At 28.3% G+C, this 23,507-nt stretch carries 28 protein-coding genes; 9 read left to right on the top strand and 19 right to left on the bottom strand.

Annotation, left to right across the window (positions count from 1 at the left end; genetic code table 11):
• Positions 1-71: 71 nt before the first annotated feature.
• Positions 72-1,133 carry a response regulator gene (locus ACKU3H_RS12440; RefSeq protein WP_320034188.1) on the top strand — a complete coding sequence of 354 codons (1,062 nt, stop codon included), beginning with the start codon at positions 72-74 and terminating at the stop codon, positions 1,131-1,133.
• On the opposite strand, the gene ACKU3H_RS12435 is transcribed toward ACKU3H_RS12440, so the two are convergent.
• Together ACKU3H_RS12435 and ACKU3H_RS12430 are read right to left on the bottom strand one after the other, a co-directional pair.
• Positions 1,130-2,278: a murein transglycosylase domain-containing protein gene (locus ACKU3H_RS12435; protein WP_320034187.1), complete on the bottom strand. Its 1,149-nt coding sequence runs from the start codon at positions 2,276-2,278 to the stop codon at positions 1,130-1,132. The genes ACKU3H_RS12440 and ACKU3H_RS12435 overlap by 4 nt on opposite strands.
• Before the next feature lie 21 nt (positions 2,279-2,299).
• A complete protein-coding gene (locus ACKU3H_RS12430) occupies positions 2,300-2,836 on the bottom strand; it encodes a hypothetical protein (protein WP_320034186.1) in 537 nt (178 codons plus the stop codon).
• 145 nt (positions 2,837-2,981) lie between these two features.
• Between ACKU3H_RS12430 and ACKU3H_RS12425 the strand changes: the two genes are divergently transcribed.
• A complete protein-coding gene (locus ACKU3H_RS12425) occupies positions 2,982-3,308 on the top strand; it encodes a hypothetical protein (RefSeq protein WP_320034185.1) in 327 nt (108 codons plus the stop codon).
• A 10-nt stretch (positions 3,309-3,318) separates the two neighbouring features.
• Positions 3,319-4,593, top strand: coding sequence for a DEAD/DEAH box helicase (locus ACKU3H_RS12420; RefSeq protein WP_320036479.1), 1,275 nt, complete (start codon positions 3,319-3,321; stop codon positions 4,591-4,593).
• A 19-nt stretch (positions 4,594-4,612) separates the two neighbouring features.
• On the opposite strand, the gene ACKU3H_RS12415 is transcribed toward ACKU3H_RS12420, so the two are convergent.
• The 6 genes from ACKU3H_RS12415 to tatB form a co-directional block, all read right to left on the bottom strand.
• Entirely contained in the window at positions 4,613-5,947 is a 1,335-nt protein-coding gene (locus tag ACKU3H_RS12415; RefSeq protein WP_320034184.1) for a sodium-dependent transporter, read from the bottom strand.
• Positions 5,947-7,284 carry a sodium-dependent transporter gene (locus ACKU3H_RS12410; RefSeq protein ID WP_320034183.1) on the bottom strand — a complete coding sequence of 446 codons (1,338 nt, stop codon included), beginning with the start codon at positions 7,282-7,284 and terminating at the stop codon, positions 5,947-5,949. The genes ACKU3H_RS12415 and ACKU3H_RS12410 overlap by 1 nt, the downstream gene beginning before the upstream one ends.
• A gap of 71 nt (positions 7,285-7,355) precedes the next feature.
• Positions 7,356-8,093, bottom strand: a complete 738-nt coding sequence (locus ACKU3H_RS12405; RefSeq protein ID WP_320034182.1) for a 3'-5' exonuclease — start codon at positions 8,091-8,093, stop codon at positions 7,356-7,358.
• A gap of 11 nt (positions 8,094-8,104) precedes the next feature.
• Entirely contained in the window at positions 8,105-9,145 is a 1,041-nt protein-coding gene (gene queA / locus ACKU3H_RS12400; RefSeq protein WP_320034181.1) for a tRNA preQ1(34) S-adenosylmethionine ribosyltransferase-isomerase QueA, read from the bottom strand.
• Positions 9,132-9,866 (bottom strand): twin-arginine translocase subunit TatC, encoded by a 735-nt coding sequence (gene tatC, locus ACKU3H_RS12395; RefSeq protein ID WP_320034180.1) that lies wholly within the window; start codon positions 9,864-9,866, stop codon positions 9,132-9,134. Before tatC ends, queA begins: the two co-directional genes overlap by 14 nt.
• Positions 9,866-10,312 carry a Sec-independent protein translocase protein TatB gene (tatB, locus tag ACKU3H_RS12390; RefSeq protein WP_320034179.1) on the bottom strand — a complete coding sequence of 149 codons (447 nt, stop codon included), beginning with the start codon at positions 10,310-10,312 and terminating at the stop codon, positions 9,866-9,868. Before tatB ends, tatC begins: the two co-directional genes overlap by 1 nt.
• 81 nt (positions 10,313-10,393) lie before the next feature.
• Here tatB and ACKU3H_RS12385 point away from each other — a divergent pair, with 81 nt between their 5' ends.
• From ACKU3H_RS12385 to ACKU3H_RS12360, 6 genes are all read left to right on the top strand, one after another.
• The gene (locus tag ACKU3H_RS12385; RefSeq protein ID WP_320034178.1) at positions 10,394-11,149 is read left to right on the top strand and encodes a TerB family tellurite resistance protein; all 756 of its coding nucleotides are present in this window, start codon (positions 10,394-10,396) and stop codon (positions 11,147-11,149) included.
• Positions 11,150-11,380: a (2Fe-2S)-binding protein gene (locus ACKU3H_RS12380; protein WP_320034177.1), complete on the top strand. Its 231-nt coding sequence runs from the start codon at positions 11,150-11,152 to the stop codon at positions 11,378-11,380.
• Positions 11,373-11,600 (top strand): (2Fe-2S)-binding protein, encoded by a 228-nt coding sequence (locus ACKU3H_RS12375; protein WP_320034176.1) that lies wholly within the window; start codon positions 11,373-11,375, stop codon positions 11,598-11,600. The genes ACKU3H_RS12380 and ACKU3H_RS12375 overlap by 8 nt, the downstream gene beginning before the upstream one ends.
• Positions 11,601-11,810 (top strand): hypothetical protein, encoded by a 210-nt coding sequence (locus tag ACKU3H_RS12370; protein ID WP_320034175.1) that lies wholly within the window; start codon positions 11,601-11,603, stop codon positions 11,808-11,810.
• Between the two features lie 139 nt (positions 11,811-11,949).
• Positions 11,950-13,086, top strand: coding sequence for a DegT/DnrJ/EryC1/StrS aminotransferase family protein (locus ACKU3H_RS12365; RefSeq protein WP_320034174.1), 1,137 nt, complete (start codon positions 11,950-11,952; stop codon positions 13,084-13,086).
• A gap of 3 nt (positions 13,087-13,089) precedes the next feature.
• Positions 13,090-14,043 carry a tetraacyldisaccharide 4'-kinase gene (locus ACKU3H_RS12360; RefSeq protein ID WP_320034173.1) on the top strand — a complete coding sequence of 318 codons (954 nt, stop codon included), beginning with the start codon at positions 13,090-13,092 and terminating at the stop codon, positions 14,041-14,043.
• Here the strand turns inward: ACKU3H_RS12360 and ACKU3H_RS12355 are convergent.
• The 11 genes from ACKU3H_RS12355 to ACKU3H_RS12305 form a co-directional block, all read right to left on the bottom strand.
• Positions 14,033-14,686, bottom strand: a complete 654-nt coding sequence (locus ACKU3H_RS12355; RefSeq protein ID WP_320034172.1) for a hypothetical protein — start codon at positions 14,684-14,686, stop codon at positions 14,033-14,035. The genes ACKU3H_RS12360 and ACKU3H_RS12355 overlap by 11 nt on opposite strands.
• A 77-nt stretch (positions 14,687-14,763) precedes the next feature.
• Complete coding sequence (locus ACKU3H_RS12350) at positions 14,764-15,942, bottom strand: glutathionylspermidine synthase family protein (RefSeq protein WP_320034171.1); 1,179 nt, start codon at positions 15,940-15,942, stop codon at positions 14,764-14,766.
• Between the two features lie 3 nt (positions 15,943-15,945).
• Positions 15,946-16,566: a UPF0323 family lipoprotein gene (locus ACKU3H_RS12345; RefSeq protein WP_320034170.1), complete on the bottom strand. Its 621-nt coding sequence runs from the start codon at positions 16,564-16,566 to the stop codon at positions 15,946-15,948.
• A gap of 101 nt (positions 16,567-16,667) precedes the next feature.
• A complete protein-coding gene (locus ACKU3H_RS12340) occupies positions 16,668-17,204 on the bottom strand; it encodes a DUF3833 domain-containing protein (protein ID WP_320034169.1) in 537 nt (178 codons plus the stop codon).
• A complete protein-coding gene (locus tag ACKU3H_RS12335; protein WP_320034168.1) occupies positions 17,201-18,469 on the bottom strand; it encodes a cyclopropane-fatty-acyl-phospholipid synthase family protein in 1,269 nt (422 codons plus the stop codon). Before ACKU3H_RS12335 ends, ACKU3H_RS12340 begins: the two co-directional genes overlap by 4 nt.
• Entirely contained in the window at positions 18,427-19,176 is a 750-nt protein-coding gene (locus ACKU3H_RS12330) for a DUF1365 domain-containing protein (RefSeq protein ID WP_320034167.1), read from the bottom strand. Before ACKU3H_RS12330 ends, ACKU3H_RS12335 begins: the two co-directional genes overlap by 43 nt.
• Positions 19,173-20,426, bottom strand: a complete 1,254-nt coding sequence (locus tag ACKU3H_RS12325; RefSeq protein ID WP_320034166.1) for an FAD-dependent oxidoreductase — start codon at positions 20,424-20,426, stop codon at positions 19,173-19,175. Before ACKU3H_RS12325 ends, ACKU3H_RS12330 begins: the two co-directional genes overlap by 4 nt.
• Positions 20,423-20,962 carry a lipocalin family protein gene (locus ACKU3H_RS12320; RefSeq protein ID WP_320034165.1) on the bottom strand — a complete coding sequence of 180 codons (540 nt, stop codon included), beginning with the start codon at positions 20,960-20,962 and terminating at the stop codon, positions 20,423-20,425. Before ACKU3H_RS12320 ends, ACKU3H_RS12325 begins: the two co-directional genes overlap by 4 nt.
• A 78-nt stretch (positions 20,963-21,040) precedes the next feature.
• Positions 21,041-22,279, bottom strand: coding sequence for an MFS transporter (locus ACKU3H_RS12315; protein ID WP_320034164.1), 1,239 nt, complete (start codon positions 22,277-22,279; stop codon positions 21,041-21,043).
• Positions 22,276-22,686: a nuclear transport factor 2 family protein gene (locus ACKU3H_RS12310; protein ID WP_320034163.1), complete on the bottom strand. Its 411-nt coding sequence runs from the start codon at positions 22,684-22,686 to the stop codon at positions 22,276-22,278. The genes ACKU3H_RS12315 and ACKU3H_RS12310 overlap by 4 nt, the downstream gene beginning before the upstream one ends.
• The gene (locus ACKU3H_RS12305) at positions 22,683-23,441 is read right to left on the bottom strand and encodes an SDR family NAD(P)-dependent oxidoreductase (protein WP_320034162.1); all 759 of its coding nucleotides are present in this window, start codon (positions 23,439-23,441) and stop codon (positions 22,683-22,685) included. The genes ACKU3H_RS12310 and ACKU3H_RS12305 overlap by 4 nt, the downstream gene beginning before the upstream one ends.
• Positions 23,442-23,507 lie beyond the last annotated feature (66 nt).

Raw genomic sequence — 23,507 nt, 5'->3', positions numbered from 1 at the left:
AAATAATAAAAACATATGCTATAATAAAAATTATTTTACTGAATTTAATATTATTAATATTAGGAAAAACTATGTCAAATTTACAAGAATGCTCATTTAATAAAGATTATTTATCTAGCTCAACAATGTTATTTGTAGAAAGTAACGAAAATATAAGAAGTCAAAATTATGATATTTTTTCTGCATTTTTTAAAAAAGTGATTGTTGCACAAGATGTACAAGAGGCAATAAAACTTTACCGTGAGAATAGAACAAACATTGATATCGTATTAACAGATATGGATTTTCCAAATTATAAGGGAATAGATATCTTAGCAGAAATTAGACAAATAGATTGGGATATTCCTATTTTAATAACTACAACTTTTTCTGATATGAATCTTTTAGTAAAAGCTATAAAATTTAATTTGACAAATTATATAGTTAAACCAATTCAATTGAATACAACTTTAAAAATTATATCTGAGATAATAAAAAGAAAGCATCAAAAGAAAGAATTAGCAACAAAGAACAATGAGTTAAGACAGTTTATGGCTATTTTAGATTCTTGTAATATTGTGTGTGAGTTAGATTTAAATTTTAAAATCATATCAGTAAATGATTCTTTTTTAATAAATTCAGGTTTTGAAATTGATGAGTTAATTGGACTAAATTTTACTGATAAACTCATTTCTTATAATTGTGAAGTACCTCAATCAAAAATATTAGAACTATTAAAAAGTGGTAAAACTTGGACTGGACTTTGCAAAAAGATAAATAAAAAAGGTGCCCTTTATTATACCCATGCAACAATCCTTCCAATCTTTTTTAATGATGGAAGAATTAAAAAATTTATTGAGTTCTCTACACTTATTTCAAAATATGAAAATGAAATTTTATCTCTTAGAAAACATATATTTTTACTAAAAAGTGAAAATTTAAAAACAAATTCTGAGTTAAAAAAAGAGAAAGAGTATTATTCTAAACTTGCAAAAAGTCTTCAAGAACAAGTTGATGAAAATGTAAACAATGCTCAAAAACTTCTATTTGAGCTTTATGAAGTAAAAAAACAAAACAATATTTTAAAAGAGAAATTAAAAATTCAAGAAGATAGAGTTGAAGAGATTCAAATAAATATGATGAGTGGAAATTAAATATTTACAAACTCTTTTTTGTAAGTGATTACTTTATTTAAATATCTTCTTGTTTCCTCATAAGGAAGATTGTTTTTTAAGGTATTATAAACTTCTAAAGCAGATTTTTTATTTATAATATTTACAGCAGTATTTCTATTTTTTGAAAATGTTTTTAAAACATTTCCACTACCTGTATTATATGCACTAATTACACAATACTCTTTTGAAACTTCATTTGTGATTCCTTTTAGATATTTAGTGTTTAGTATTTCTATATAAGCACTTCCTAGTTCAATGTTATTTTGGGCATTGAAAAGGTAAGAAGATGAGGGTTTTTGATTTTTTCCTTTTACATATTTATAGGCATCTTGTCCTGCACTACTTGGTACTATTTGCATAAGGCCAAAAGCTCCTGCACTACTAACTGCAAATTGATTAAAGTTACTTTCTGTTTTTATTATTGCATAAACTAGATTTTTACTTAAGTTGTACCTTTTTGCATATTTCTCCACCAGTGGTTTAAATTTATTTACTCTTACAGAACCATGATCTTTAACCATAGGAATAGTTACATAAGTTACTTTTAGGTTTTTATTTCCATCTTTTATATTTTTTTCTTTTAATCTATTTTTCATAAGAATATCAGCATATCTATTTGCTCTCCATTGATATCTTATATCTTTATTTTGGTCATCTTTTACCTCTCCTAAAAGATAAGGAGTGTCTCCAAGTTTTATCTTTTTTGCTCCAAAAAGATCTGCTGCTCTTGGATCATCGGGTAAAAGCAAAGTTGTTACAATCGCATTTTTTAAACTTTCTTTTGAATCTAGTGTTTCAACTGTTACTATTCCTGTATCAAAATCTATTAAGGCTCTACTTTTATAGTTTTGAAGATATTTTACATACTCTTTTTGTTTTGGAATTTTAACATTATCTTTTCCCCAGCTTTTTGTTATTTCGTTAACAAATGAGCTTAAAAATGTTAAGTCTTTTGATAATTTATCAGGGTTTTGCGCATATGAAATAGCTTTTGATTTTGCTAAAGATTTAAAAGCCATTGACGGATCTTTACTCATTGCTGCTCTTGAAAGTGAATACACATCATTTACAGTACAGCCAGTAAATAAAAATAGAGTTAAAAAAATTATTACTTTGAAATTCATAGAATTATTTTATCATAAAAACTAAATATCAAGTTTAATATTTTGAAACTTTTTCAACTCCTCTTCTATATCAACTCTTTTATAATTGTTTATTGGATTATATTGATTGTTTTCCTCATTATTCTTATTAAATTCTAAAAGTAAATTTTTAAGTTCTTTTTCCATATCAACATTATTTAACATATTTCCACTGAGATTTTTTGTTTGTTCTTCCATTAAACTTTGTAATTGGGATAAAAGGTTTTCTAATTTATTAAGGGAATTACTATTTGTAGAAGAGTTTTTTAGACTTTCATTTATCTCTTTAATCAATTTATCAATTTTATCTTTTAATTCTGCATTCATTCCAGAGTTTACTATCTCACGTATTTTATTTAATAGTTCTTCAATTAATTTTTCTTTTGATTCTTTATCTTCATTTATAGAGATTTGATTTTTTACTTGTGCTTCTTCTAAACTTTTATCAAAACTGTTACTAGTTTTTGAATCTTTTTTTTCTACATTATTATTTAATATATCAAAATTTTGTGTTTGAGTTTCATCTATTGTTATTGACATATTCATCCTTTAATAAAAATATTATCATCTAAATACTTTAAAAAATATAAAAATATATTATATGTTATTTCTAAAAATCAAAAAACAACATTTAATCAAAATCTTGCTATTATTGCGCATTATAAAGGTTCAAGGTTTTTACAAAATGGAAATGATTTTAAATGAAAATGATATAGTTGTTGGTGCAAAATTTGATAATGGAACAATTCAAGATTATGTTGATGATGCAAAAACTTATGGATTAATCAGAGTGGAAGATACTACTGCTAATTGGTTTTTATATAACGATTTGGATTCACCAGAAGAGATGAAAGCATTTTATAAAAAAGTTAAAAAAGAGGAACATTTTATTAAAAATGATTTTGGAGAAGAGATTGTTCTTTTTAATAAAAACGGTACAATGTCATTTGAAGAATTAACAAAAAAAATCGATTCATACTTAGATGATGAAGTTATGTCAAGTATATATTAAAGGATAAGTTATTAATAATAAATTCGCTGAATTAAATTTAAATCCATCTATTTTAAAAGCAATAGAGTTACAAGATTATGATACTCCAACAAAGGTTCAAAAAAAAGTAATTCCTATAGTTAATAAAGGGATTGATGTTATTGCTGCATCTAAATCAGGTACAGGGAAAACAGCTGCATATGTACTTCCAATGTTAAATAAAATAAACTCTAATTTAAATTTTAATAATAGAGTTTTAAGAGGACTTGTTTTAGTTCCTACAAGGGAACTTGTAGAACAAGTTTCAAAATCTTTAGCTGATTATGGGCAGTTTTTAAAAGTAAAACATACAAAAGTTATGGGTGGAGCTAGTAGAACTAAACAATCTCAAGTAATTGCAACTGGTGTTGATATTGTAGTTGCAACAGCAGGTAGACTTTTAGATTTAGTTAGAGAAGAGATTCTTGATTTAAGTTCTGTAAATTTTATTGTTTTAGATGAAGCTGATACAATGCTTGAGATGGGGTTTTTAGAAGAGATTGAAGAGATATTTTCAATGTGTTCACCAAGAAGACAAATTGTTATGTGTTCTGCAACAATCTCACAAAATATCAATAAACTTGCAAAAGAGTTTTTAAATGAACCAGTTACTGTTCAAGTACACGATAGAAGGGATAAAGTAAACTTAATAAACCATCGTGCATTTAAAATTGATAAAAAGAAAAAGAAAGAGTTAGTTACAAAACTTATAAAAGATTCTACTTATGATCAAATCTTACTTTTTGTAAATAAAAAAGATGCAGCTGATGCTGCAATTGAACATTTTAATACTCAAGGTGTAAAAGCAGCTGCTATACATGGAGATATTGAATATAAACAAAGAGTTCAATCAATAAAAGATTTTAGAAATAAAAAAATACAAGTTTTAATAGCTACAGATATAGCAGGAAGAGGTTTAGATATCGAAAAACTTCCATTAGTTATAAATTACAATTTACCTGAAACAACAGATGATTTTACCCATAGAGTAGGGCGAACAGGTAGAGCTGGAAATACAGGTGAAGTAATCTCTATACTTACAACAGAAGATTATAATCATTTTACAAAAATAGAAAGAAATTTAAAACTAAATGTAAAAAGAGAAGTTCATGAGGCTTTCCCTTTAAAAGATAGACAACCAAGACAAAAAGTTCAAGCTAAAAAGAAATTAAGTGAGAAAAAGGGTAGAAAAGCTCCTGTAAAAAAAGAGCCTGCAAAATCTAAAAAAACTACAAAAAGAGATTCTAACAGAAGTTTTAGAAGATAGGTTTGAACCTATCTTCTAACTAAATAACTCCAAGTTTATTTAAAAATAATAATACAATTGCAACTGGAACTACAAATCTAATTAATACTAACCAAACTTTATATAGTCTAATATTTACATGAGTTGTAAATTTTGCTTTTAATTCCTCTTGATCTACAAAATATCCTAAGAAAATACAAGTTATAAATCCAGAAATAGGCATAGCAATTGATGAAGTTAAATAATCTAACCAGTCAAATAAACTTTTATCAAAAAATGTTAGAAGTTCTCCAAAACTTTTACTCATAGATAATAAAGCTACAATTCCTAAAATATAGAAAAAAGTTCCAGCTATAATAGTAGCTTTTACTCTTGTCATATTAAATTTTTCCATTAAATACATCAATGGTGGCTCTAGTAAAGATACCGCTGAAGTAATCCCTGCAAATAATAGTGCTACAAAAAAGGCACAACCAACTATCTGACCAAAAATTCCCCAAGTTGAGAATATAAGTGGTAAAGAGATAAAAACTAAACCAGGTCCAGCTGTACTTTCAGCCCCAGCTGAAAAAAGAAATGAGAAGATAATAATACCTGCAACAATAGCAACAGAAGTATCAACCAAAGCAACCATAATTGAAGATTTTACAAAGTTTGTTTCTTTTCCCATAGAAGCTGAATAAGTGATAATAATACCCATACCAAGAGAAAGAGTAAAAAATGCTTGTCCTACAGCTGCTAAAATTGCATTTTCATTTATTTTAGACCAATCAGGCATAAACATAAACTCAATTGCTTGTGAAAAAGAATCAAGTGTTAAAGAGTATAATAATAAACCAATTAATATCAATCCTAAAAGTGGCATTAAAATCAGATTTAATTTTTCAATTCCCTCTTTTACACCTTTTAAGATAATAAATATAATAGTTAGTGTAACAATTGTATGAAACAGTATTTGTGTTCCAATCTCCATAGTTATAAGGTTTGTAAATACACTTTCAGCTTCTTTTATATCACTTGGAAAACCACTAAATGAAAGTAAAATATAGTTTAAAATCCAACCAATAATAAATGCATAAAATGATAAAATCACTATACCTGTAAAGATTTGAAATCCAGCCCATCTCCATGCTCTCTTTTTACTTTTTGAAACCAACTGATAAGCATGTGCTGCATTTGTTCTTGCTTCTTTCCCTATGTATGATTCTGCTATAAATATAGTTAAACCAATTAAAGCAATTGCAAGTAAATATATTAAAACAAATGCGCCTCCACCGTTTTCTCCTGTTACATATGGAAATTTCCATATATTTCCTAAACCAACAGCAGAACCTGCTGCTGCTAATATAAAACCAATTCTTGAAAATGTGTTCATTATTGAATAACTCCTAATTTATTTAAAAGTAATATTGTAATTGCTAAAGGTACAATATATTTAACTAATACATACCAAATATTAAACATACCTATTGAAACGTGTTGAGTGAATTTATTTTGAATTGTTTGTTTATCAACAAAAAATCCTAAAAAAAGACAAGTAACTATTGCTGCTATAGGCATCGATACAGATGAAGTTATAAAGTCCATCCAATCAAATGCATTTTTACCAAAGAAAGTAAGGGAATCTTTAAATGCATTAGACATAGAAAGTAAAGCTATTATTCCTAGAAGATAAAATATTGAACCACAAATTATTACTGCTTTTTTTCTAGTCATATTAAATCTTTCTATAAAAAGCATTAAAACTGGTTCAATCATTGAAACAGCAGATGTAATACCTGCAAATAATAGTGCTGAGAAAAATGAGATTGCAATAATATTTCCTAAAGTACCCCATTGTCCAAAGATCACTGGTAATGAGATAAAAACTAAACCAGGACCAGCTGAACTTTGTGCACCAGCTTCAAAAAGAAAAGAGAAGATTATAAGCCCAGCAATTATTGCAATAGATGTATCAACTATAGCAACATAAAATGAAGATTTAATAAAGTTCTCATTTTTTGGTAAAGAAGCAGAATAGGTCATGATAGTACCAATACCTAAAGATAGTGTAAAGAATGCTTGTCCTAATGCTGCTAAAAGAGCATTTTCATCTATTTTACTCCAATTAGCACTAAACATAAATGAAACAGCTTTTGAAAAACTATCTAAACTTAAAGCATAAGCTAATAATCCAAATAATATTATTCCTAATAAAGGCATTAGTATTAGGTTGATTTTTTCAATTCCTTCTTTTATTCCACGAAGTACAATAAAGATTGTAATTAAAGCAACAATACTATGAAATACTATTTGTAATCCAATATCTTCTGATACAAGTTGATTAAAACCACTTCCTGCCAGTTCTGCACTGTTTGGTAAGTTTCCAAAAGATAAAACTATATAATTTAGTATCCATCCTAAAACAACTGAATAAAACGATAGAATTATAAGTCCTGCAAAAACCATAAATCCACCATACTTCCAGTTTGAGTTTTTACTTTTTGAAACTTTTATAAAAGTTGAGGAAACATTTACTTCAGAAGATTGTCCTAAAAATGATTCTGCAATAAATACTACAAGACCAATAAACACAATACAGAGTAGATAAACAAGTACAAAAGCACCACCACCAAACTCTCCAGTTACATATGGAAATTTCCATATATTACCCAATCCAACGGCTGAACCAGCTGCTGCAAAAATAAATCCAATGCGTGAAAATTTATTCACTATAAAACCTTTTTATAAATTTACGGAATTATAGTGAAATTTAAATGAAACTTTTATGTAACTAAGCTAGATTATCCTAAAACTTTGTCAAGAGTATATTTTAAATCTTCATCTAAATCTAGATTTGTTTTCATCCAGTTTAGATATCCTGTATCTTCTTGTGCAACTTCAGCGATATCTCTACCTTTATATTTTCCAAATCTAAAAGTTTTTATAAGTACAGGGGTTCTTGTTAGGTCAACTAATTTTTCCATAGGATTATAATCTGGATAAATTTCTCTACATTTTGTAACAAGTTTTGATAAAAATAGTTTCATAACTAATACATCACCAATAGCATCGTGAGCTTTAATAGTGATATTATATTTAGCAGCTTCTTGCTGCTCATTTTTGTATAGCTCTAAAGCATATCTTAGGTATTGAAGTCTATGGTATGGCATCTCAGGGAATAAGTGTTTTGCACATCTTAAAGTATCTATAGTTTGATAAGAGTTTATAAATCCCTCTTTTTCAATCATTCCCATATCAAAGTTAATATTATGTGCTATTAGATAATTTTCATTTGAGTTTAACTCTTCTAATCTTTTATAAAAAGTTGTTTCAGTTGCTTTTGGTTTTCCTTCTAATAAATCAGGGGTAATATTATGTACTTCCATTGCTTCAAGTTTAATCTCAACATTAGAAGAACATAACTCATCATAAGCTTCAACTTTTCCTTGTTGGTCAACAATCATAGCACCAAATTGAATAACTCTATCTTCTTCTTGGTTTCCTGTTGTTTCTGTATCAAATAATACGTAATATGGCATATGTTCTCCTCTTATATAATTAGCATTCCATCACCATACGAATAAAATCTGTACTCATTTTTAATTGCTTCTTCATAAACTTCTAATGTCTTTTCAAGACCTATAAATGAAGCTATTAACATAATTAAAGTAGATTTTGGTAGGTGAAAATTTGTAAGTAGGTGGTCTACTTTTATTGGTTTGTTTAGTGGATTTAAAAAAAGGTCACACTCACCTTGTATTTTATTTGTTCTAGCATAGTACTCTATTGTTCTTGTAACAGTTGTACCTACTGCTAAAACTTTTTTTGCTTCATCTAAAGCTTTTTTTGCATTTGCATCTATTTCAAAATATTCGCTATGCATAGGATGTGATAATATATCTTCCACATCTACAGGTTTAAAAGTTCCTGCTCCCACGTGAAGAGTCAAATAGTTAACTGGAAATTTTTTATTTATATCTTCCAATAACTTTTCTGTAAAGTGTAATGAAGCAGTAGGTGCTGCTACTGCACCATATTTTTTAGCAAATAAAGTTTGATAGTCTTGATTGTCTTTCTCTTCATCTTCTCTATTCATATAAGGTGGAAGAGGTAAGTGTCCTATTTTATTTAAAATCTCTACTAAAGATAAAAAGTCTAGTTTTTTATCCTCTTTGAAGAAGTTTACAACTCTACTTCCATCTTCATTTACTTCAAGAACTTCTGCACTTAAATTTTCATCAAAGAATAGTTTATTTCCAACCTTTACTTTACCTCTAATCATTACTAAATATCTATCCATAAAAAGAGGTTTGTTAAATAAAAGTTCTACTTTTCCACCAGATTCTTTATTTCCAAAGATTCTTGCTTTTATAACTTTTGTATCATTTAAAAAAATTGATACATCTTCAGGTATAAATTTCATCAAATCTTTAAAAGTAGTATGGGTGATTTTATCTTCACTTCTATTGTAAACCAGAAGTTTGGCACTGTCAGCTGGGTATACAGGATGAGTAGCTATGAGTTCTTTTGGTAAAGTATAATCATAGCTAGAAGTTTTTAGTGGGTCAAGCTCCATTTTATTCTTCATCATCTTCATCAATCGGTGTAGCTGGATTGAATATTTTTGCAATATATATTGAAACAATATATAGTATGATAAGTGGTCCAGCCATCAAAAACTGTGTTAAAACATCAGGTGGAGTTAAAAGTGCTGCAAATATAAAGATTATTACAACTGCATATTTAAAAAAGTCTTTTAACATTCTGTCATCAACAAGTCCAATTTTAGCTAAGAAAAACGTTATAACTGGAAGCTCAAATGCAACCCCAAAACCAAATAAAAGTTTTGTGAAAAATCCAACATATTTACCAATACTTGGCAATACTGTAACAACAGCAGAACCAAAGTTGATTAAAAACTCAAATCCAAAAGGTACAACAACCCAATAAGCAAATGCTGCTCCACTTAAAAACATAAGTGTTGCAAAAAATACAAAAGGGATAACTAGTTTTTTCTCATGGTCATAAAGTCCTGGAGCTAAAAATAGCCACATTTGCCAAAATATAACTGGTAATGAAAGGATAAATCCTCCAAAAAATGCAACTTTTAATGCTGTAAAAAATGTTTCTTGAATCTCAACTGCAACCATTTGAGAGTTTGGAGGAAGTACAGCTTCAACTGGTACCATCATCCAACTTAATATTGGTTCATAAAATGTAAAACAAGCAAAAAATGCAACAAATAAACAAATAGTAGAATTAATAAGTCTTTTTCTAAGATCTGCTATATGTGGTTTTAAATCTTCAAACATTATTTTACTTCCTCTGTACTATCAAAATCTTCAAGTTTAACTTTGAATTTATCAGCTTCATCTTCCACTTCAATAGCTTCTTCTTTATCTTTTTTCTTAGGCTCTTTTAATGAAACTTTTTCTTTTTTGTCTTCTTTTTCTTTTGATTTTTTAGGCTTTTCATCATCTTCATTGATAATGTCATTTAATCCTAAATTTAAATTTTCTTTTACATTTAAAGTAGATTTTGCATCTTCTATTTGTGCTTTATATCTAGCTGCTTCTTCTTTCATCTCTGATATATTTAATTCGTTATCTAGAGTAGATTTTGCATCTTCAACACCCGATTTAAATTTTTTCAAAAACTTCGCAATCTCTACCATTGCTGTAGGTAGTTTTTCAGGTCCTAATGCAATAATTGCTATTATTGCAATTAGAAGTATTTCCATAAACCCCATTCCAAACATATACTTCTCCAAATTGGTTTTAAAAGTAAAGATTTTACCTAATTTTTGTTAAAATCTTGCCATTAATTTAAAAGGACTACGATGAAACTTATTGTTTTACTGATAATTGGTGTTATACTTTATTTTATTGCAAGAGGGTACAAAACTGAAAAGTTTGAAAATATTAAATTAGATATAAAAGAGAGATTTAATGGTGACTTGATGAACCATGAAGCAGGTCTTCTTGTTGCTCTTATGGCAAAAGTTGCAAAAGCAGATGGTCAAGTTAGTGAGCTTGAAGCTGAGATGTTAAAACATACTTTTACAGATATTTCAAGACATTTTGAAAACTCTGAAGAAGTTAGAGACAAACTAAAAAATATCTATAATATAGAAAAAGAAAGCTTTGACAATACTATTAATATATGTGAGAAATTATATAAAATAACAAAACACGACTACCAAAAGCGTATTAAAATATTAGAATATCTTTTAAATCTTGCGTTTATTGATAAAGAGTTTTCACAAACTGAATTTATGATTACTGAAGATATTTCAAATTCTCTACAAATAAAAAAAGTAGATTTTGAAAATTTAGTAAATAAATTTGAAAATTTCTATAGAAATCAAAAAGAGAATGAAACTATATCTTTAGAAAAAGCATATGAAGTTTTAGAGGCTAATAAAGATGATGATGATAATGTTTTAAAGAAAAAATATAGAACTTTAGTTAAAAAACATCACCCTGATATAGTTGCAGGGCAGGGTGCTTCAGAGGATATTATCAATCAAGCTACTAAAAAACTTCAAGAGATAAATGAAGCTTATGAACTTATCAAAAAAAGTAGAGGTATATAATTGATAGAAAAGTTTAAACATGATTACGAGGTTTGCAATTGTAAAAAAGTAACTCTAGGGGAACTTATAACTTCTATCAATACAAATAAAATCAAAACATTAGGTCAAATACAAGATTTTACAACAGCTGGTACAGAGTGTAGACATTGTATTTTCCCTGAAACTGATTTTGGAAAAGTAAAAAAAGAGATATATTTAAAAGATATATTAAAAGAGGTACAAAATGGCTAAAAGTTTTCCTCATTCTTTCGAAGTTTGCAAATGTAGAGGTGTAACATTAGGGGAGATAATTTTCTCAATTAAAGAGAATGGTGCAAATTCAATTGAAAAAATTGGTGAGCTAACAGATGCAGGCACATGTTGCAAGTGTTGCCAAAGTTCAGATAAAGACATTGGTGTAGAAAAAATGGAACTTTATTTGGATCAAATAGTTAAAAAGTTTGTAAAATAGATGGAAAAAAAAGAGATTATAGAAGAGATAAAAAGTTTGATTTCAACTACAGGTGAAGACTCAATTGAGATTAATCCAAATTATTTAGAGTATTTTCAGTTAGAAGAGCTAATTTCAATAAAAGAGCAACTTTTGTTACAAAAAAGCAAAATAAAAGAAACTACTTCGTTATTTTTAGATGAAATTTATGAAAAAACAAAGGTAGATTAAATTATAATAAGATAGTTCGGCCCAAAATAAGAAAAATTTATGATTAATTGGGAAAATTAAAAAAGAAATTATAGCACAATGCTGATTCTTAGAAAAAAGCAAAATTACCTGTAATTGCAAATAAAAAGTGGAGTTAATAATGAAAGATATATCTTTTTATCAGTCCTCAATCGGAGAGGAAGAGTTAAGTCAGATTAAGTCAGTTTTAGAGCTTAATAAAGATGATAACAAAGTAGTTGAATTTGAAGACAATATTGCAAATTTTGTAGGTGCAAAATATGCTGTAGCAACTTGTAATGCTACTGCTGCAATCCATTTGGCTTTAAGTGCAATAAAACTTAAAAGAGGAGATAAGATTTTAATGTCTGTTAACTCTTTTGTAAATGTGCCAGAAGTTGTTAGACATTTTGATGCAGAGCCAATTTTTATTGATATCAATACAGAAGATATGAATATTGATGTTAATAAGTTTGAAAAAGCACTTGCTGAAAATAAAACAAAAAAATTAAGAGGTGCGATTATCACTTTTGTTGCAGGACAAACTCCTGATTTGGACAGAATCTATGATATTGCAGAGAAATATGGAATTATACTTATCGAAGATGCAACTTGTGCTTTAGGTGTAACTTACAATGATGAAACTGTAGGAAGCTTAAGAGCTGATATGACAATCTTCTCTACAAATCCATCAAATGGTAAATATTCAGTAAGTAGATCAGGTGTAATTGTTACAAACAATGAAGAGATTGCAGAAAGAGCAAAACTACTTAGAACACATGCCATTACTACTACATATGATGATTTTGGTAACTTAGATTATATTTATGATGTAGTTGATATTGGACATAAATATGATATTTCTGAGCTTGATGCAGCATTTTCTCTAGCTCAACTTAAAAAAACAAATAAATTTATCAAAAGAAGAAAAGAGATTGCAAAAATCTATAAAGATAGATTATCTGGAATTAAACACGTAACTATTCCACCACATAAAGATGAGCATATCTTTACACACTTTATCATTAAAATCTCTAGAAACAGAGATGCTTTTGCTAGAGCGTTAAGAGAAAGAGGAATAGCAACTGGATTAAACTATATTCCACTTCACCTTTTATCTTATTATAAACACAAATATTCTATTAAGATTACTGAATTTAGTTCAGCATTAACTTCATATCAACAAATATTATCTATACCTATGTATCCAGGTTTAACAGATGAAGAAGTCAATTATATTTGTGATCAAATTATTGAAATAGCTACTGATTGGGTATAACATTTGAATCAGAAGTTTTTTTTATGGGTTGAAGAGTATCTCTTCTTCCCTAATTTCTTCCAAAGAATCATCTCTTTTTTATTACTTCCTTTAACTTTTATTTATATGCTTATTATTGCTTTTAAACGAGCAAGTGCAAAAACTGTTGACTTTGGTATTCCTGTTATTTCTATAGGAAATATTATCGTTGGGGGAAGTGGAAAAACTCCTTTGACAATAGAATTAGCTAGTAAATATGAGGATGTAGCTGTAATCTTAAGAGGTTATGGAAGAGAATCAAAAGGCTTATTTGTTGTATCAGACAAAGGTAAAATACTTGAAGATGTAAAACAAAGTGGTGATGAAGCAATGTTACTTTCAAATTCACTGCCAAATGCTACAGTTATTGTAAGTGAAGATAGAAAAAAAGCTATTTTAAAGGCCAAAGAGATGGGGTGTAAAATAGTATTTTTAGATGATGGTTTTTCTAAATATGATATTAAAAAATTTGATGTATTAATTAGACCAAAAGAGGAACCTACAAATATATTTTGTCTTCCAAGTGGTGGATATAGAGAACCTAAAATGGCTTATTCTTTCGCTGATTTAGAGATAAAAGAGGGTGTAAACTTTAAAAGAGTGGTTACTTTTGTAAGAGATGGTGATATTTTAAATGTTTTACCACTAAAATTACTTTTATTAACTGCAATATCTAAACCAAAAAGAGTATTAGAGTTTTTACCTAAGGGTACAAAAATGGAAGCTTTTGAAGATCACCATGATTTTACTTTAGAAGAATTGAACACTATTAAAGAGAAATATGAGGGATACACTATAGTTACCACTTCAAAAGATTTTGTAAAATTAGAAAAATTTAACATAGGAGATATAATTCTAATGGATCTGAAATTAGAGTTTATAAACAGTGCAAACTTTAATCTAATAGATAAATATATAAATCAATACCTTAAACCTTAAATTTTTCAAATAGTTCTTTCTTATCTTTTTCTATTTGAATTTCATTGAAAATCACTCGTTTTTTAAACTTTTCATAAAGTCTAAATTGAAATAAAATACCAACAATTCCCAAAATAGATAAATAAATCAATAGATATGTTAAATCTTTCGTAAAATAATCAAATAGCATTGCACTCAAACTTCCAGTTACAATTGCTAAAGATATCATAAAAGAACGCAACATCAAGTAATCTTTTAACTCTATTTTCTCATCTTGCATAAAATCAACTGTATGAACCCTAGCAATCTCAAAAGTTATAGCTTGGATTGTAAATATTGTCAGTATCAAATAAGTAAAAAACAAAATAGAATATGAAAAGAAAAAGTAACTTCCTATTTGGATAATATCTAACAAAATAGTAAATAAATAGATATTGTAGATTTTTATATTTTTAAAAAGTGGTTGTATAAATCCATCTAAAGCTCCAACAAGCATAAAAAAACTAATCATAAATACAGGTAAATAAGTACCTTCAAGTTTTGTAACAAAAGGGATTAAAGTCCAATCTATATATGTTGTGATAAAAAGTGCAATTGATTGTAACTTTAAAAAGTTGCTAGCTTTTATCTCTTTAAATATTGCTAAATAATGTCTGTGTGCCATCTCATAATCTTGTAGTAAAATAAAACGGCGAAGTATACTACAAAATTATGATTTTGCATCAAAATTGAAAGAGATTTTTATTTTATAATATGTCCTACAAATTTTGACATATTGTTAAGGATTTTTCCACCTCTTCTAAAGCCTAAACCACAAGCTTCATAGGCATAAAAAACACCTGCTTGATAAGAGTTTCCTTCACTATCAGTTGGAAGTTCAACATATTCTTGGTAAATAGCTTTGTGACCTTCATAATCACCTTGTGTTTCCACATCAATACTTCCGTCACTATTTATGATTTTAGTATTTGCTCCTTCTCGTCCAAAACATCTTTTTTCAACTTGTTTTTTACCCTCTAAAGGCTCAAATGAAGTTTCTAAAAGTAGGGGATGATTTGGGTATAAATCCCATAAGATTTTCATAAAACCTTTTGATTGGAACATTAAAGTATAAGCAGGATTAAAAATGATTGCTTTTTTATCTTTTACTATTTCTGTTAAAAGAAGAGCAAGTTCATTTTCATCTATTGCTATATCTTCCCAAGGGATAAGTTTAAACCAAAACTCAAAGCTTTCTTCATCTTTGAAAATACCTTCATCACTAAATTGTACATTTTCAATATATTCAAAGTCTGTATTAAACCCAGCCTCAGTTGCTATATGTTGAAGAAGTTTAGTTGTGTTTATATCTTCACTAGAACTAGATATAGAAGAGAATAAAATCTTCCAGTTTAGTTTTGAATAATACTCTTCAAATTTATCTATCTCAGTATCTAAAGTGATGATTCTTTTGAAGTTATCTTTAAGTGCTTCATAAAGATTGTTAAACTGACTAGCTTCTTCATAATCATTTGCTTTAAGCATAGCCCATTGGATAATAGCTGTCTCAAAAAGTGATGTAGGAGTATCTGCATTAAACTCTATTAGTTTAATAGGTTTCCCATCAATTCCCCCAGCTAAATCAAATCTAGAATAAAGATGCCAATGTACATCATTTTCCCAAGATTCTTTTATAACTTCTACTAAGTTAAAAGGTATATTTATCTCATGAAATAGATTGTTTTCAATAACATATTCCCCAGCTTCACAAAACATATCATAAAGCTCATTTACAGCTTCATAATAAGTATTTGCTTCCTCTTCAGAGATTTGTACAATCTCATCAACAACATAAGAAGAGTTATCTTCATCTGTATGCCAAACAAAACCTATTGATTCTAAGTATTCATCACTTAATGGTTTTAATTTTTCTAATTTCATTTATCACCCACCAAAGAAAGAACCAGATTTTGAAGTACCAGATTTACTTCCAAAAAATCCACTCTTTTTTGTACTACTACTTGTTGTAGCTGCTTTTTTAAAAGAACTTTGAGATCTACTATATGTTTGAGGTGACTTGTATTGAGCTTTTCTTTGGTTTTGATAGTTTTGGTTACCAAATAGTTTATTTCCAATCCAAGAACCAAGCATAGCCCCAGCAATAGAAGATAAAAGAACTCCACCAAGACCCATACCCTCACTCATTTGAGGATTTGTAAGACCAGAAGTTCCATTGTCGATTCTTGCAGCTTCCTCTTTTACTAAAGCATCAATCTCTTCTTGCGAAAGAATTCTTTCACTCCCATCAGGACTTCTTAAAACAATAGTTGTTTTAGCTGCTGGAAATTCATCTGCAATAGAATATTTACCATCTTGAGATTTTTCAATAATCACAAATGCATTTTGTTTTTGGGTTGCATCTGTTACAGAACCACCTTGTTGTTGATTCTGACCGCTGATGCCTTTATTTTCACATCCTGTAAGTCCTGTGATTAAAAAAGCACCCAATCCACCTACAAGTGCATAATTTGATAGTTTTTTAATATGTTTATTTTTATTAGCCAATTTTAAAACCCTTTTTATATATATTAAAATTTAAAGATTTATATTACTAAATTGTTCAATAAACTTTGATAAAAGATTTCATTTAGATGCTAAAATAGCTATCATGGAAAATCTTTAATAATAGTTATTACCAACTCTCCTACTGTAAAACCAAACTTTTTCATTTTTGAGTGATTTATAATAACTCCATCTTCTTGTAAGTGCAACCAATCTTTTACACTAATATCTATTGTAGTACCTTTATAAGGGACAGTCATTACATAATCTATCATCACAGTATTTCCTAAAGCTTCCATTTTAGCAGTTCCAACTATATCTCCTGCAGTTGCATCAAAGCTTTTTTCTCCTGTTGGTTTTAAAGTCCAAACTCTAGTTAGTTTTTCTCCATCATCATAAACAAACTTTTCATCTAAAGTTCCAACTCCATTTTCATCCCAAGAACCAACAAGTGTTCCTTTGAAAGTTCGTATGATTTTCCCACTTCTATCTTTTACTAATCCATAAGCTGTCATAGAGCCATTGAAATACTCTTGAGGTATAAACTCTGGTGTTTTGTTTTTAAAGTCTTCTAATTGCATTTTTGAACATCCTGTTAATAAAAAAGAAAATAATATCAGTAATAGTAGTTTTGTTTTCATGCTACATATCCTTGATTTAGAGCCATATTTTCATATCTTGTAAATGCAACTTGCACTAAGTTTATATTTCTAGTTAAAAAGGCTGCTTCACAATAACAAAGGTACATTTTCCACATTCTTATAAAATACTCATCAAAACCAAGTTTTTTAATATCTTCAATCTTTTCATTAAAGTTTTCATGCCAAATATTTAAAGTTTTTGCATAATGCTCTGTAAACTCTTCCATATGAAGAAGGTTTAGTTTTGTGTTTTTTGAAGTTACATCTAGTATTTTTCCTACACTAGGAAGATGACCTCCTGGGAAGATATACTTTTGTATAAAATCAGTTCCTTTACAGTATGCATCATATCTTTGGTCTGGCATTGTTATTATTTGCATTACAAGTATTCCATGATGGCTTAATAAACTCTCACATTTTTTAAAGAAGATATCAAAATATTCTCTTCCAACTGCTTCAAACATCTCTACAGCAATAATCGCGTCAAATTGACCTTGCATATCTCTATAATCTTGAAGCATTACATTTACTGATTCTTCTATTTTATGCTCTTTAAATCTATCTTCACAAAGTTTCTTTTGCTCTTTTGATAGGGTTAAAGTTGTAACTTCACAACCATATTCTTTCACTAAATGCATAGACATAGCTCCCCAACCTGAACCTATTTCTAGGACTTTTGAACCTTTTTTTAGATTCAGTTTTTTTGCTAAGATATCTATTTTTCTTTTTTGTGCATCATATAAAGGCTCATCAAAAGTTTCAAATACAGCAGAAGAGTACATCATCGTATCATCAAGCATAAGTTTAAAAAAGTCATTTGATAAATCATAGTGTTGTGAGATGTTTTTTTGAGATTTAGTTTTTGAGTTTTTTCTTAGATAATGTTTTATTTTATTGAAAACTGGAAAAGTGTTATATAAACTAAATTTTTTTTCATCTTCACTTTTTGTTTGTAGTTGTGAAGAGTTTATAAGTGCTATTTTTATCAATGAAGTCAAATCATCACACTTAAAATCTCCATCCATATAACTCTCCGCAAAACCAATATCTCCAAAAAGAGTTAGTCTTTTGAAAAGTTGTGCATTGTTTAGTTTTAGTTTTGCAAATGGTGTACTTGTATTTCCATAAGTGATAGTTTCTCCATTGCTAAAAGTTACTTCTAATCTACCTTTTTCTATCTTAGATAAAAAGTTTTTTCCTATTTTATTCCAGAAACCTTCCATTAGTATCTCCTTATTTGGTCTTGTTTTATTGGGCTTGTCCATTTAAGCCCTTTTAGTTTTAGTTTTATACTTTGATAAATAGTTCTAGTAACTACAAAAAAAGTTAAGAAAGTGTGTTTTAAAAACAGTTTCAAAATATTTCTAGTATTAAACTGCATAGCTTTTGTGTTTAGTGTTGTTGTTAGCATTTTTTCTTTATCTTCATAAAGCAAGATATTTAAAACTAACTCTTCTTTTGAATACTTTAGTGTAAACTTGTATTCTCCATCTCTTTTAAAAAAAGGGGATACATACATATCTTTATTTCCTTCTGCAAAATATTTTTCTCCATCTTTTGTTTCAAGTTTAAGTGGATAGATTATTCTCCCACCGTTGTAGTTATGAACCTCTGCTAAAAGATATTTTGGTCTATCATTTTCAAGTAAAAGCAATAAAGATATAGGATTAAAAACAAAACCACATATTCTAGGAAGAGTTATAAATCTTATTTTGTAGTTTTTGTCTTTTGTATCTACTGGAAATTTTTTTAGTAAGTTTTCTATGTTTTCATTGAAGTTTTTACTGTTTCCAAAATGATCTTTTGAATAAAAAGAAAAAAGATTAAATTTGTTTAGAGAAAATAGTTTATCTTTTAACTTTTCTATAGTAGAAATCTCAATATCAACCATAAAAAATTTATATGTAAAATCATGTTTTGTAGGACTTAATCTTTTGTGATAGATTTGTCCATCATAAAATCTATGGCTCATAATTCACATCCAAACTCTTTTGCAATTCTATTTGCACTATATAAACCATCTTCATGGAAGCCATATCTCCAATATGCACCTGCATAATATGTGTTGTTTTTGCCACTTATTAGGTGGTGTTTCTCTTGTGCTTCTATTGCTCTTAAATCAAATTGTGGGTGAGAGTATTCTATTTTTTCTATAATTTTATCTAATTTCGAAGTCTCATTTAGTGATACAAAATACTCTTTTTTTGCATCTAGATTTTGAAGTAAATTAATCCAATAAGATAAAGTTACATCTCCATTTTTATTTTCACTTTTATAGTTCCAAGCTGCGTAGGCTTTTTTGTCTGGATATAATGCTTTTTTGTCGTTGTGTAATACTGCTTGGTTTTCTTTATAAGTAAAACAAGAAAGTATCTCCATCTCATCTAAAGTTGGTTTTTCAATTAACTCTAAAGCATCAGGTGCATGCATTGCAAATACCACTTTATCATATACTTTTTTTGTGCCATCTTTTTGATGAACAATTACAGTATTTTCTTCTCTCTCTACGAAAGATATTTGGGCATTTAAAAATATATCTCCTGAGATATTTTGAGCCACTTTTTCAACATAATTTATAGAACCTCCACTAACAGTTAGCCATTGGTGGTGTGTATCAACACCTAAAAGTCCATGGTTTTTAAAGAAAGTCAAAAAAGTTCTAGCTGGAAACTCATTCATTTTTTTTGTTGGAGTTGACCAAATAGAAGCACCCATTGGGATAATATATCTTTGTTTGAAGTAATCAGAAAACTCTTCTAAATATTCTTTTAGAGTTTTATCTAAATCTTTTGAGTTGTTTTCTAAGTCTTGATTTGCTTTTTTATTAAACTTTATAATATCTCTAATCATCACATAATGACTTATATTAAAAAGATTTTTCTTTTGTACAAACATCCCTTTTAAAGATTGTCCGTTGTAAGCTATATCTGAACTTTTGTCCCAAAAAGCAAAACTCATATCACTGTTTTCTATTTTTACATCAAGTTCTTTAAAAAGTTTTGTAAGTAAAGGATATGTTTCGTGATTGAAAACTAGAAAACCTGTATCAACACCAAATCTTCTATTATCTTCTTCTACAAAAGTTGTTCTAGCATGACCACCAAGTCTGTTTTCTTTTTCATATAAATCTACGCTATGTTTTTTACTTAGTAAGTAAGCAGTACCCAAGCCACTAATTCCAGCTCCAAGAACTGCTATTTTTAGTTTTTTTTCTGTTTTCATTTGTATTTTCCATCTTTATTTTGAGGTGTAAATATCAGTTTTGAAGTATCAACATACTTATCTAAAAACATCAAAATAGAATCAAGCTTCTTTTTACTAAGAAAAGGCTCTCTATTCATAATCCATAGATTTTCCATATTTTCATCACTCATTACAGCAGTTTTGTAATCATCTAAATAAATCACTCTATAATCTTTGCTAAATATCCAAAAATATGTTTTCTCTAATTGAGACATATTTTGTTCATATAAAGCTTCAGCTGTACCGTTGTAAGATATAAGTTTGCCTTCAAAAGTTTTTTCAAAACATCTATTTGTTACATCGTATTTAAACTCATCTATTAGTTTATACTCAACAGATGCACCAACACAGTTTTTTTCAAAAGAGTTGTAAGTTCTTGCTATCTCATACCAAAGACCACTAAAACTCTTAGGGTTTACATAAGTTACAGGAGGAGGGGCTTTTGTATAATTTGCCCATGAAAAGCTTATTGAAGTAAGTAATAAAATAAAAGCTAAAGTTAGACAAACTCTCACATCACCCTCCTATTTTTATTTCAATTTTATATTTATATAGGTCTTTTTGTATGTAAAATATGTCATTTAATAAATTTTTTAATTTTCTTCATTGTACTTAAAAATAATAAATATTGATATAAATTTTAAAACTACTGGTACTAAACCATATAGTAAAGTAATAGTTAGCAATGAAGTTGCTGTAAGGTTTTGCTTATCAAAGTCTACTAAACCTAGTATCCCAAAGCTAATAGCAATAGATAAAGCAAGTGATATTTTAGTAATCATAGTCCATATTCCAAATACAAGCCCTGAGATATTGTCATTTATGGTTTTTATCTTTTGAGTTAAATCAGCTTGTATAGCAGTTGGAAATGCAATATCAGCTCCAAGTGATAGCCCTGAAACTATAGAAATAACTGCAAAAAGCAAAAGGTCGTTTTCTTCTAAAAAAATTACAAATATAAAAGAGCTTGAAGCTAATAATATAGATGCAATCCAGACATTTTTTTTGCCAATTTTTTTAGACAATAAAGTCCATAAAGGAAGTGCTAAAACTCCTGATAAAAAATATAAAATCAAAACCTCTGATGAGTTTTCCTCCTTTTTTATAACAGTTTCAATAAAAAGCAAAAATAGTGTTGCTGGAATCGCATTTGCAAGGTTATTGAAAAAATACCCTAATTGTAAGGTTTTTAGTTGAGGAATTTTTTTATAAACCTCTTTTATATCTTTTAGGTTAAAGGTGTTATTTAAAGCTTTTTGTTGTGGAGTTATTTTTATCATAGATATTAAAAAGAAGATAACAAATACAAAAAAGAACACCATAAAAAGTATGTTTAGCTTCTCTTCTATTCTATCAGAACTTGCAAAATATGGAGCAACTAAAGCTAACAAAAGTCCTAAGATAGTTGATACTTCTCTAAAACTATTTAGTTTTGTTTTTTCATAATAGTTTGTACTTAATTCAGAACTCCAAGTAAGGTATGGAATACTTATCATACTCCAAGCAAAATATATCAAAACAGAAAAGAAAAACAACCAATAGCTTTTGTATTCTAAACTAGGATTTATAAGAAAATAAAAAGAGATAACAAGTAAAAATGCTCCAACTATCATAAGTGGTTTTCTACTGTTGTATTTTTTGAGACACTTATCACTTAGAACGCCAAGTAATGGGTCTGTAAACACATCGCTTATTCTTGCTATAAATAAGATTATTCCAACCAAAGCAATATCAATACCTACATTTGTTGCATAAAATGTAGGCAAATAGATATATAAAGGAAGCCCAATAGTTGCCAAAGGGAAAGCAAGTAAAGCGTAATAATATATCATGATTTAATCTTGTTTTTTACAAACTTGATTATGCTTGATATAAATGGGATTTTTTCATATATATTTTCTCCTACATCCCAAAAGTCTTCGTGAGATATTGCTTTATTGTCAGAGTTAAAAACAACTCTACTAAGTCCTATAAAACTTTGTTTTACTAGTTGCTTTTTAAAGTAAAAAGAAAATTCCCATTTGATATATGAGATGTTTTTTTCAGACATAGTATCAAGGATTGTAAATCTAGGGTTATCCAAGTTTTCATACATCTTTTGAAACACTTTATATATCTCATCTAAACCTTTTACTTCATGAAAAGGGTCTTTAAACTTTGCATTTAAATCAAACACTTGCGCAAACTCATGTATACTTGTATCTTTGTCTATATTTTCAAAAAAATCTGCATAAATCATAACATTCTCCTTGTAAGTGCAAGTGAGATTTTATAAGGAAGATAGGATAAAACTCTCAAAAATATACCAAGTTTAAAAGGAAATCTTATCTCAAAACTTTCATCTTTTTGTATCCCTTCATAAATCTTTTTTGCTGTAAACTGTGGTGTCATTAACTGTGGCATCTCAAAGTCATTTTTGGCTGTAAGTCTTGTCTTTACAAACCCATGGTTTACTACTTGCAGAGTAATGTTTTTGTTTCTTAGTTCTGGATGTATAGATTGAGCTAAATTTAAAAGTGCAGCTTTAGGTGCAGAATATCCTCCACCTTTTGGCAATCCAAAATATGTAGAAAGACTAAGGTTCCAAAGCCATCTTCCAAAACCTTGATTTTGAAAATATGGTAAAACTCTAGTCATGATTTTTAAAACACCCAAATAGTTTACATCATTCATCTGTTTAAAGTGTTTGAAGTTCCAGTTGTCTATATCCATAACTTCATATGCTCCAGCATTGTAAAACCAAAGGTCAAGCCCTCTAAAACACTTCCAAGCCTCTTTTACTTTTGAGTCTAGCTCTTCATCGTTGTTTACATCAAGACTTACAAGTTTTAAGTTGGCTTTAAATGTGTTTTGTAAGTTTAGTAAATCTTCATTTTCTTGGGCAGTTCTTGAACTAGCAACCACAAAATGCCCCTCAGATAACAATATCTTTACTAACTCTAAACCAATACCACTACTACTTCCTACTATCCAAAATCTTTGTTGCTTTTCCATTTTAGACTCTTTTTTTGTTTAACTATACTACTTTGAGGTTATATTTGTAGGAATTGATTGTTTTTT

The organism is Halarcobacter sp. (assembly GCF_963675975.1).
In the GTDB taxonomy this organism is placed as follows: domain Bacteria; phylum Campylobacterota; class Campylobacteria; order Campylobacterales; family Arcobacteraceae; genus Halarcobacter.
Note: the sequence above shows the minus strand (reverse complement) of the source record. Positions and strands in the feature narration are given on the sequence as shown.